This window comes from Streptomyces anatolicus (assembly GCF_019400875.1).
GTDB lineage: Bacteria > Actinomycetota > Actinomycetes > Streptomycetales > Streptomycetaceae > Streptomyces > Streptomyces anatolicus.
This window is the reverse complement of sequence record NZ_WMBF01000233.1, coordinates 1-9,626: the sequence shown is the minus strand read 5'-3', so window position 1 is coordinate 9,626 and position 9,626 is coordinate 1. Positions and strand designations below refer to the sequence as shown.

The window sequence follows — 9,626 nt, the reverse complement described above, 5'->3', positions numbered from 1 at the left end:
GTGCGGGGCGGGTGGCTCAGCGCTTGAGCCACTTCACCTCGTACCCCTTCATGGTGAGGCGCTGCCCGTCGACCTTGGTGCTGATCTGCCGGTCGAGGGTGTTGACCACGAGGACCGCCGCATCGTCGGCGAGGACGCGGACGTGCGCGCGGTCGTCGGCGGCGACCGTCACCGTCTCGTACCTGGTGCCGGGCCCGAACTCCTTGCCGAACCGCTCGATGAGTTCCAGCATCGGCAACTTGACGCCGCCGTCGGCCAGTTGGGTGGCCGTCCACAGGCAGCCCGCGCACTTGGCGTCCCGCTTCTGCGGGTTCCAGTAGAAGCCGCTGGTGGCGCCGCCGCGGGCGATCGCCATCAGGCCCGACGCGTGGACGGCCACGCGGTGCGCCTCGGACCAGTCGTCGCGGTTGTCCTGGCTGTCGCCGGGCTCCACGTAGTACTCGGCCCACCACAAGGGCAGGTCGCCAGTCCGCTCGCGCACCCACTCGCCGACGGCCGTGAACTTCTCGGTGGCCTTGAACTCGTCGGGCAGCAGCTCGTCGTCCGCGGTGTAGCTGGCGCCGTCGACGACGATGAAGTCCGCGCCCCTCTTGTGCTCGTTCCAGTACGTGAAGGCGTCCAGGGGCCGCTGGTCGAGGCGGCCCCAAGGGCCTTCCACCTGCGAGGCGTTCTCGGTCTGGCGGGGGTCGATGCTGTCCATGACCAGGTAGGGGCCGCCGACCATGATGTCCTTGTTGACCTTCTTCAGCTCTTCGTGGACGAGGTTGTACAGCTCGGTGTATCCCTCGTAGTCCCAGCGGGCCTTCTCGTCGTTCCAGAAGCCCTTGAACTCGTTCCAGACGATGAAGTGGCGTACGTCGGGGTAGCGCTTGGCGACCGTCGCGGCGAGCCGTGCGAAGTCGTCGTAGTGCGCGGGCTCCGGGGCGGTCTCCAGGGCCTCCTGGCTCCAGTCGGTGTTCTCCGCGCCCGGCTCGCCGCCCTTCATCCAGTCGGGGGCGCAGCACAGCGTGACCACGGGCGTGCCCTTGCTCGCCCGGACGAAGTCGATCCTGCGGTCCATGTCGGAGAAGTCGTAGCGGCCGTCGACCGGTTCCGGATTGCCTGCGCCCCAGCCCATGATGTGCTGGATCTGCGGGATGGGCCGCCCCTGGGCGGCCAGCTCGGCGCGGACGCGCTCGACCGCGTCCGTCTCGCCCTCGTCCGCGCTGTACTGGGTGTGGGTGAAGCCCCACCCGGTCTCCGGTTCCGGTTCGCCGGACGGGACCGCGGGGGTGCCGTGCACCTTGTCGCCGTCCGGAGTGGTGCCGGCGGTGCTGCCGCCGTCCTCGGGCAGTGTGTTGAGCAACGTGATCACCAGGGCCAGTACAGCCAGACAGACTCCGAGCAGTGCGGTGAGGCGCCACCGCCGTGCCCCTGAAAACCACCCATGACGTCCCATCAGCGACAAGCGTATCGGTGGGGGAGGGCGGTAGGACAGGTTCCGCACCAAGGCTCTTCGCTGCGGCAACGGCGCCCGGAAGCGCGGACAGCGCGAGGGGGTCACCCCGGGGAAACGGGGTGCGCGGGAGCGCGTGCGTGGCGGATCATGTCGGCATGTCAGCCAACCCTCACGACGCCCTGCCGATCCGGCTCCACGTCGACGACAGCGACTCGCCGTCGGATGTCGTGGACGCGCTGTTCCTCGGCCGCTTCGCGACGGGCGAGCAGCCCTTCTCGCACAGCGTGAACATCGAACGCGTCAAGAAGGGCCGCACACTGCTGCCGCCCGGGGCGCGGGTGCTGCGGGCGGCCCGTGACGACGACCGCAGCGCGACGCTCGCCGAGGGCGAGGGGTGGACGCTGCTGGTCTCCCGCTGGAACCGGGGCGCGGACGTCACGGTCACGGCGACCGGCGCCGACCTCGCGGAGAAGGTCCTGAAGCAGGCCACGGACGGCGCGCTGGACGAGCCTGAGCCCCAGCCGGAGAACGTGACCATGGGGTTCTGGTACGTCTCGCCGCGGCGCGGCCCGCACCGCACCACGCGGCAGATCTCGGCCGGCACGTGGGAAGAGGTGCGGCCCAACTACACGGCCCCGGTCGCCGACGCCATGGACAAGCTGATGAAGACGGTCCCCGAGTCCATCTCGGGGCGCCTGCTGCTCCTGCACGGCCCGCCGGGCACGGGCAAGACGTCGGCGCTGCGGACGCTCGCGCGGTCGTGGCGGGACTGGTGCCAGGTGGACTGCGTCCTGGACCCGGAGCGGTTGTTCAGTGACGTCGGCTATCTGATGGACATCGCGATCGGCGAGGACGACGGGACGTCCAAGGGGCGCTGGCGGCTGCTGCTCCTGGAGGACTGCGACGAGTTGATCCGCGGCGAGGCGAAGCACACGGCGGGGCAGGCGCTCTCGCGGCTGCTCAACCTCACGGACGGCCTCCTCGGCCAGGGACGCAACGTCCTGGTCGGCGTCACCACCAACGAGGACCTGGAGCGGCTGCACCCCGCGGTCGTGCGGCCCGGCCGGTGCCTGGCCCGCATCGAGGTCGGCGCGCTGACCCGGCCGGAGGCGGTGGAGTGGCTCGGCACGGAGGAGGGCGTCCCCCGTGAGGGCGCCACCCTCGCCGAACTCTTCGCGCTGCGCCGGGGTACGTCGCCCACTTCGGTCCCTGATCAGCGGGAGGGCGCTGACGCGGGGCTCTATCTGTAGCCCTCGCGGCAGGCCCGCAGGCCCGCTTCGAGCCGGCGGTGGAGGGCGCCGAGCCGGGTGCGGCCCGGTCTGCCGGCCGGCATCCGCGCGACCACCACGCGGACCTCCGGCGGCACCCGCTCCAGCGCCCAGCGGACCTCCTCGTCACCGACGCCGGGGTCGTCGCCCTCGGCGCACTCGCGGGCCCGCGCCTGGTACATCGCGGGCCCGAGGACGTGTTTCAGCTGGTGCGGGGTGGCCAGCGGGTGCAGGTAGGGGGCGCCCGCCGCGCCACCCGCGGCGCGTGCGGCGGCCGCGGCGGCCGGATCGCCGACCTCGCGGGCGGCCGCGTACGCGCCCCAGGCGGCGGTGCGCAGCCGCACCGTCCGCCGGTCGCCGAGCGCGAAGGCCCTCGCGGCCTCGACCGCCTCGCGCGGACGGGTGTCGGAGGGCGCCCTCGCCTCGAAGAGCGGCAGCGCCCTGGTGGCGCAGGTGACGGCCCAGAGAGTGACGGAGCGGCGGTCCTCTTCGCTCAGCGTGAATTCCTGAACGCCCTTGTTTTCCCGGCTTGCCTTGCTTTCCCGGCTTTCCCGCGTTTTCTCGCTGCTCATGAATCTCGATCGTATCTTTGAAATACCGGTTGAGACTTTGAGCGCTGATCCCCTTGTACTGTTGTGCTCTTGGGTCGGGAAGTCTCAACCCGGGTCTCTACCCGGACGTCCCGTACGCCGCGCGCACCGCGTCCCGCACCGCGGCCAGCGCGTCCTCCTCGGAGAGGCCGAGCCGTCTGACCCGCTCGGCGTACGACTGCGCGGCGGTGGACGCCTCCTTCGCCGCGGCGTCCCCGGCCGCGGCGACGAAGGTGCCGTTGCGGCCCCGGGTCTCGATGACGCCGTCGGCCTCAAGTGCCCGGTACGCCTTGGCCACCGTGTTCGCCGCGAGGCCCAGCGTCTGGGCGAGCCCCCGTACCGTGGGCAGTTTGTAGCCGACGGGCAGCGCGCCCGACCGCGCCTGCCCGGCGATCTGGGCCCGCACCTGCTCGTACGGCGCGTCGCCCGCGCCCTCATCGATGTCGATCTTCAAAGTCACGGGGCGATTCTCCCGTACGGGCCGGAAAATGGGAGGCACCCCGGCGCGCGCCCCGCGTACCGTGCGGCCCCATGACTGTGATCGTCCGAGCCCTCAGCTCCGATGCCCCGGCCTCCACCGCGGACGACGCGGGCTTCGCCTCCGTACGCCGGGCGTGCGTGCCCGCCATGCTCGCCACCCCGGAGTCGGTCGCGTTCGACCGCGCGCACGCCCATCCCGACGCCCGCTACCGGCAGTTGGTCGCCGAGGTCGACGGCGAGATCATCGGCACGGCGCAGGTGGGCGTCGCCCACGACAGCCCCGAGCCCGGCCAGGGCTTCGCCAACGTCTATGTGCATCCGAGGCGGCTCGGCGCCGGGGCGGGCACGCTTCTGCTGCGCACCGCGGAGGAGTATCTGGCGGGAGAGGGCGCCACGACCGTCTACTCCTGGGTGCTCGACGATCCCGCGAACCTCGCCTTCGCCGCCCGCCGCGGCTACCGCGCGAGCCGTCGCGCGCACTTCCTCCGGCTCGACCTGGCGCACGGCACGCTGCCGCCCCACCAGGCGCCGCCCGCGGGGGTGGAGCTGGTCAGCGGGTCGGTGTTCGCGCGGGACCCGCGGCCGCTCTTCGCGCTCGACGCGGAGACCGTGGCGGACGAACCGAGCGACGTGGGCGCGGAGTTCACGGACTACGAGCACTGGCTCGCCGAGACCTGGCACCATCCGCTGGTCAGCCATGAGCTGACCACGGTGGCCCTGGTGGACGGCCGCCCCGCCGCCTTCACCCTGCCCAGCACGGACGGCGCGGGCCGCTACGGCTCCGGGATGACGGGCACCGCGCGCGCCCACCGCGGCCGGGGCCTCGCCAAGCTCGCCAAGAACGACTCCCTGCACCGCGCCCGCGCGGCCGGCTGCACGGAGGCGTTCACGGGCAACGACGCAGGCAACGAACCGATGCTGGCGATCAACCGGTGGTTCGGTTACGAGATCTGCGGGACGGAGGTGCGCCATGTCCGGGACCTCATCTGACGGGCACCGCCCCGCCACCGTGGAGATCGCCCTCGTCAAGGCGGGCCGCACCAAGATCCGCTACCCGGCGGAACTCCTCCACGACGACGGCACACGGATCACGGTCCGCGCCCCCTGGGCGGCGCCCGGCGTCCGCGACTTCGGCTTCGTCCGCTTCGAGCCGGGCGACGTCTTCACCGAGCACTACTGGCGCGACCGCTGGTACGCGGTCAAGGAGGTGTACGCCGCCGACGGCACGCTCAAGGGCTGGTACTGCGACGTGACGCGCCCCGCGGTCCGTGACGGCGCGACCCTCACGGTGGAGGACCTGGACCTCGACCTGTGGTGCTCGGCGGACGCGAGCACCGTACTGCGCCTGGACGAGGACGAGTTCGAGGCGAGCGGCCTGCCCACCACGGACCCCCCGGCGGCCACGGCGGCCCGCCGCGCGCTCACGGAACTGGAGTCCCTGGCCCGCAAGAACCTCCTGCCCACACTCTGACGCCATCCCCCAGCCGGCGTGCCCGCTCATCGCGGGCCCAGTGGGATGGCGGCGGTGGGGTGCTCGGGGTCGTAGGCGATGGAGGTGTCGTCCGGCTGCCAGTGCACCGTGAAGCGGTCGCCTCTGCGCCAGGAGGTCAGGCCCTCGCGGCAGTACGCCACCATGTCGTGCGGCAGGGCCGTGAGGGTGTGCCAGGTCAGCTCCGCGCACTTGTGCGGTTCGGCGTTGAAGGGCTCGCCGCCCGCGCCGTACTCCGCGGTGAAGAACCAGCCCATGCGCGGCGCTTCGCCGGGCCCCCGGTGCTGGACGACCGCTTCCGCGCGCAGGTCCGCCGGGGTGAGGTGGAGGCCGATCTCCTCGCGCGCCTCGCGGATCATCGCCGCGCGGACGTCCTCGCCGTCCTCCACGTGCCCCGAGGGGAGGTTCCACAGCCCGTCGCCGTACCCGGTGTTGGCGCGGCGGGCCAGCAGGACCCCGTCCCCTCGGCGCAGGATCAGGTGGACGTCGACGACCTCCGTGTGCCGGTGCGGGGCGGCGGGTGTCATTGGCCGCGCTCCGACCCGGTCGGCCTCCGCGGCGGGCTCGTTCAGCGTCATGTCCCGATCGTGGCATCCCCCACTGACAACGGGCCCCGGCACCGCCGCGAACGGTGTTCGATCAAAAAGGCGGCCCGCGGAGGTCTAGCACGGGGCTTCGATGGACATCGGTAAGGCAGGGAGGCAGCCATGCGCCGAGTCACCACGCACAAGCCCGCGGTCAGGCCCGTCAGCCGCCGGGTGCGGGAACGCCAAGAGGCCGAGGTCCGGCCGCGGGAGAGGCCGGAGGTCCGCAAGGACATCCAGCGGACCTGGTGGCCCGACGGGTGAGCCCCGTCAGGCGCCACCGTCACGACTCCGCGCCCGCGCCTTCGCCTTCGTCAGCGCCTTGCTCAGCAAGGGCCACGCCACGATCAGCACGATGAGGCCGTACACCGTCACGGAGAATGGCGTGTCGACGAGCCCGCCGATGCCGCCGTCGCTGATCTGGAGGGCCCGGCGCAGCTGTTGCTCGGCGTTGGGGCCGAGGATGACGCCGATGACGGCGGGCAGGACGGGCAGTCCGTAGCGCCGCATGCCGAAGCCGATGAGGCCGATGGCGAGCAGGATGACGAGGTCGGCCGGTTCGCCGCCGACCGCGTAGGCGCCGACGGCCGCGAAGAACAGGATGCCCGCGTAGAGGTAGGGCCGCGGGACGCGCAGCAGCTTCGCCCAGAGAGGGGCGAGGGGGAGGTTCAGGGCCAGCAGCAGCACCATCCCCACGAACAGGGACGCGATCAGACCCCACACCAGGTCGGGTTCACGTTCGAAGAGCAGCGGGCCGGGCTGTATCCCGTACTGCTGGAAGGCGGCGAGCATCACCGCGGCGACCGCGGTGGTGGGCAGGCCGAGCGTCAGCATGGAGACGAGGGTGCCGGCCGCCGACGCGGACGCCGCCGACTCGGGGCCCGCGACGCCCTCGATGGCGCCCTTGCCCCACTCCTCCTTGTGCTCGGAGAGCCGCTTCTCGGTGACGTAGGAGAGGAAGGTCGGGATCTCCGCGCCGCCCGCCGGGATCGCGCCGAACGGGAAGCCGATGAGCGGGCCGCGCAGCCATGACTTCCAGGTGCGGCGTACGTCCTTCCTGCCGAGCCAGGGCCGGCCGACGGGGATCGCGTCGGCGCTGGTGCGGCGCAGGTGCGCGGCGACCCACAGGGCCTCACCGATCGCGAAGAGGCCGACCGCGACGATCACCACGTCGATTCCGTCGGCGAGTTGGAGCGAGCCGAGGGTGAGCCGCTGCTGTCCCGTCATCTGGTCCAGGCCGACCAGGCCGATCGTCAGGCCGATCAGGAGCGAGGCGAGGCCGCGCACGCGGGAGGAGCCGAGGACCGAGGTGACGGCGACGAACGCGAGCACCATGATCGCGAAGTAGTCGGGGGCGCCGATGCCGACGGCGAGGTCGGCGACGGTCGGCGCGAGCGCGACGAGCAGGAGCGTGCCGATCATGCCGCCCGCGAAGTGGCCGATGGCGGCGGCCGCGAGGGCCTGCGCGCCCCGCCCCGCCCTGGCCATCGGGTGGCCCTCCATGGCGGCGACGACGGCGGCGCTCTCGCCGGGGGTGTTGAGCAGGATCGAGGTCGTCGAGCCGCCGAACATCGCCCCGTAGTAGATGCCCGCGAACATGATGAAGGCGCCGGTCGGTTCGAGTCCGTACGTCACGGGGAGCAGCAGGGCGACGGCCATGGCGGGGCCGATGCCGGGCAGGACGCCGATGGCGGTGCCCAGGAGCACGCCGACCGCCGCCCACAGGAGGTTCAGCGGGGTGAGGGCCGTTCCGAAGCCGTCGATGAGGGAGTGGAAGGCGTTCATGTCACAGCACTCCCATCAGGGGGCCGCCCGGCAGGGGCACGCCGAGCAGGTTGTTGAAGATCACGTAGGTGAGGACGGAGAGGCCTGCGGCGATGAGCGGGTCGCGGTCGAGGTGGCGGCTGCCGAGCGCGTACGCGGAGCCCCAGAAGAGCAGTGCGCCGGCGACGGGGAAGCCGAGGGGTTCGATGAGGACGGCGGTGGCGAGGAAGACGCCCGCGAGGAGGAGCACGGTGCGCCAGTCGGCGGGTTCGGACAGGTCGATGTCCTCGCCTCCCTCGGCCTCACCCCGGCCGCCGCGCAGTACGTCGACGGCGAGCAGCAGGGCGACGACGAGGAGGCCGGTGCCGACGGCGACCGGCACGGTCTTCGGGCCGATGGGGCCACGCTGGGTGATCTCCACGTCCATGGCGAGCGCGTCGGTGAGGACGAGCGCGCCGAGGAGCGACAGGAGGACGCAGACGCCGAGTTCGGAGTGCTCGCGCAGCCAGTCGCGGCGGCTCCGCTCCGCGGGGGGCGTGTCGGTCGCGGTCACAGTCCCAGCTCCTTCAGCACGGATACGACGCGCTTGTCCTGGGCGTCAAGGAAGTCGCCGAACTTGTCGCCGGTCAGGAAGGCGTCGTCCCAGCCGTTCGTCCTGAGGGACTTCTTCCACTCGGGTGAGGCGTGCAACTCGCGGAACAGCTCGGTGAGCTTCTCGCGTTCGGCGTCGCTGAGCCCGGGCGGGGCGACGATGCCGCGCCAGTTGGTGAAGTCCACGTCGTAGCCGGACTCCTTGAGGGTGGGTCCGGCCAGGCCGCGCACCCGCTTCGGGCCGGTCACGGCGAGCAGGCGCAGCTCCCCCGACTTGATCTGGTCCAGGTATTCGCCGACTCCGGAGACGCCGAAGGAGACCTTGCTGCCGAGGATGGAGGCGAGCAGTTCGCCGCCGCCGTCGAAGGGGACGTAGTTGACCTTCTTCGGGTCGATTCCGGCGGCGCGCGCCATCAGCATCGGGGCGAGGTGGTCGGGTCCGCCGGGTGCGGAGCCGCCTCCGACGGGCAGTTTGCCGGGGTTCTTCTTCCAGGCGGTGATGAGCTGGTCGATGTTCTTGTACGGGGAGTCCTTGGCGACCACGACGACGTCCTGCTCCTCGGTGAGCCGGGCGATCGGGGTGGTGTCGGCGAGGGTCTTCGGGGAGTGGTTGGAGCGGGCGGCGCCGACGACGCCGAGCCCCATGGACATGGCGAGCCTGCCGTTGCCGTGCTCGCCGACGAGTCGGGTCAGGCCGACGGTGCCGCCCGCGCCGGGGAGGTTGAACACCTCGATGTTGTGGGTGAGTTCCGCGTCCTCGGCGTTCTTCGCGGCGGTGCGGGCGGTGATGTCGTAGCCGCCGCCGGGCGTGTTGGGGACCATGAGGCGCAGGCCGGGGATCTGCGTGCCGGTCGCTGTGCCGCTGCCCGGGGTGAGCAGGGGTGGCGCCACGAGCACGAGCAGGGCGGCGCCGAGCAGGGCGAGGAGGGTGCGTGGGCGCACGTGTGCCACCACCTGTCGGTAACGTCGGAGTGGGCGGGGATGTGAGGTGGCCACATGTTGCCCGGGCGTCGACGACCTGTCTCTCTTGCGGAATCAACGGTCGTTGTGGTCGTTGTGGTCCTGTGATCGCGCCCGTCGCCCGTGGCCCCTTAGCCTGCGGCGATGACAAGGGTCCTGGTGGTGGACGACGACTTCATGGTCGCCAGGCTGCACAGCCGGTACGTCGCCGCGGTGGACGGATTCACCGTGGCCGGCGTCGCCCACAGCGGCGCCGAGGCGCTGGGGGCGGCCGAGCGGCTCCGTCCCGACCTCGTGCTCCTCGACATCTATCTGCCCGACATGGACGGGATCGCGGTGCTGCGGGAGCTGCGGGCGGCCGAGGAGCGGGACCCGGGGCGGGAGCCGGTGGACGCCCTGTTCATCACGGCCGCGCGGGACGCGGGGGTCGTGCGGGCGGCGCTGCGGGCGGGGGCCCTGCAC

Annotated in this window: 11 protein-coding genes and 1 pseudogene; 5 read left to right on the top strand and 7 right to left on the bottom strand. The window is 72.1% G+C overall.

Annotation, left to right across the window (positions count from 1 at the left end):
- Positions 1–16 precede the first annotated feature (16 nt).
- Positions 17–1,438, bottom strand: coding sequence for a GH39 family glycosyl hydrolase (locus GKQ77_RS20205; protein WP_219690329.1), 1,422 nt, complete (start codon positions 1,436–1,438; stop codon positions 17–19).
- Between the two features lie 155 nt (positions 1,439–1,593).
- Here GKQ77_RS20205 and GKQ77_RS20200 point away from each other — a divergent pair, with 155 nt between their 5' ends.
- Positions 1,594–2,688, top strand: a complete 1,095-nt coding sequence (locus GKQ77_RS20200) for a DUF5925 domain-containing protein (RefSeq protein ID WP_219690328.1) — start codon at positions 1,594–1,596, stop codon at positions 2,686–2,688.
- Here GKQ77_RS20200 and GKQ77_RS20195 read toward each other — a convergent pair.
- Positions 2,679–3,278, bottom strand: coding sequence for a putative immunity protein (locus GKQ77_RS20195; protein ID WP_219690327.1), 600 nt, complete (start codon positions 3,276–3,278; stop codon positions 2,679–2,681). The genes GKQ77_RS20200 and GKQ77_RS20195 overlap by 10 nt on opposite strands.
- A 97-nt stretch (positions 3,279–3,375) precedes the next feature.
- On the bottom strand, positions 3,376–3,756 hold the full coding sequence (locus tag GKQ77_RS20190; RefSeq protein ID WP_219690326.1) for a GntR family transcriptional regulator: 381 nt from the start codon (positions 3,754–3,756) through the stop codon (positions 3,376–3,378).
- A 71-nt stretch (positions 3,757–3,827) separates the two neighbouring features.
- Between GKQ77_RS20190 and GKQ77_RS20185 the strand changes: the two genes are divergently transcribed.
- Positions 3,828–4,766 (top strand): GNAT family N-acetyltransferase, encoded by a 939-nt coding sequence (locus tag GKQ77_RS20185; protein WP_219690325.1) that lies wholly within the window; start codon positions 3,828–3,830, stop codon positions 4,764–4,766.
- A complete protein-coding gene (locus GKQ77_RS20180; RefSeq protein WP_219690324.1) occupies positions 4,747–5,247 on the top strand; it encodes a ribonuclease FAU-1 family protein in 501 nt (166 codons plus the stop codon). The genes GKQ77_RS20185 and GKQ77_RS20180 overlap by 20 nt, the downstream gene beginning before the upstream one ends.
- A gap of 26 nt (positions 5,248–5,273) precedes the next feature.
- Here GKQ77_RS20180 and GKQ77_RS20175 read toward each other — a convergent pair.
- Positions 5,274–5,777, bottom strand: a pseudogene (locus GKQ77_RS20175) (NUDIX hydrolase); the annotation flags it as partial.
- A 195-nt stretch (positions 5,778–5,972) separates the two neighbouring features.
- Here GKQ77_RS20175 and GKQ77_RS20170 point away from each other — a divergent pair.
- Positions 5,973–6,113: a hypothetical protein gene (locus tag GKQ77_RS20170; protein ID WP_219690322.1), complete on the top strand. Its 141-nt coding sequence runs from the start codon at positions 5,973–5,975 to the stop codon at positions 6,111–6,113.
- Positions 6,114–6,119: 6 nt separating this feature from the next.
- Here GKQ77_RS20170 and GKQ77_RS20165 read toward each other — a convergent pair whose 3' ends face one another.
- From GKQ77_RS20165 to GKQ77_RS20155, 3 genes are read right to left on the bottom strand one after another with little or no spacing between them, the layout of a single operon-like run.
- Positions 6,120–7,634, bottom strand: a complete 1,515-nt coding sequence (locus tag GKQ77_RS20165; protein ID WP_219690321.1) for a tripartite tricarboxylate transporter permease — start codon at positions 7,632–7,634, stop codon at positions 6,120–6,122.
- Position 7,635: 1 nt separating this feature from the next.
- Entirely contained in the window at positions 7,636–8,166 is a 531-nt protein-coding gene (locus GKQ77_RS20160; protein ID WP_219690320.1) for a tripartite tricarboxylate transporter TctB family protein, read from the bottom strand.
- The gene (locus tag GKQ77_RS20155) at positions 8,163–9,146 is read right to left on the bottom strand and encodes a Bug family tripartite tricarboxylate transporter substrate binding protein (protein ID WP_219690319.1); all 984 of its coding nucleotides are present in this window, start codon (positions 9,144–9,146) and stop codon (positions 8,163–8,165) included. Before GKQ77_RS20155 ends, GKQ77_RS20160 begins: the two co-directional genes overlap by 4 nt.
- Positions 9,147–9,308: 162 nt before the next feature.
- Here GKQ77_RS20155 and GKQ77_RS20150 point away from each other — a divergent pair.
- The coding region (locus tag GKQ77_RS20150; protein ID WP_219690318.1) for a response regulator at positions 9,309–9,626 on the top strand (318 nt) is incomplete at its 3' end.

Bases quoted from the DNA above. Each gene is read 5' to 3' on its own strand.
- GKQ77_RS20205 (WP_219690329.1), bottom strand. From the start codon at position 1,438: ATGGGACGTCATGGGTGGTTTTCAGGGGCACGGCGGTGGCGCCTCACC.
- GKQ77_RS20195 (WP_219690327.1), bottom strand. From the start codon at position 3,278: ATGAGCAGCGAGAAAACGCGGGAAAGCCGGGAAAGCAAGGCAAGCCGG.
- GKQ77_RS20200 (WP_219690328.1), top strand. From the start codon at position 1,594: ATGTCAGCCAACCCTCACGACGCCCTGCCGATCCGGCTCCACGTCGAC.
- GKQ77_RS20180 (WP_219690324.1), top strand. From the start codon at position 4,747: ATGTCCGGGACCTCATCTGACGGGCACCGCCCCGCCACCGTGGAGATC.
- GKQ77_RS20170 (WP_219690322.1), top strand. From the start codon at position 5,973: ATGCGCCGAGTCACCACGCACAAGCCCGCGGTCAGGCCCGTCAGCCGC.
- GKQ77_RS20185 (WP_219690325.1), top strand. From the start codon at position 3,828: ATGACTGTGATCGTCCGAGCCCTCAGCTCCGATGCCCCGGCCTCCACC.
- GKQ77_RS20165 (WP_219690321.1), bottom strand. From the start codon at position 7,634: ATGAACGCCTTCCACTCCCTCATCGACGGCTTCGGAACGGCCCTCACC.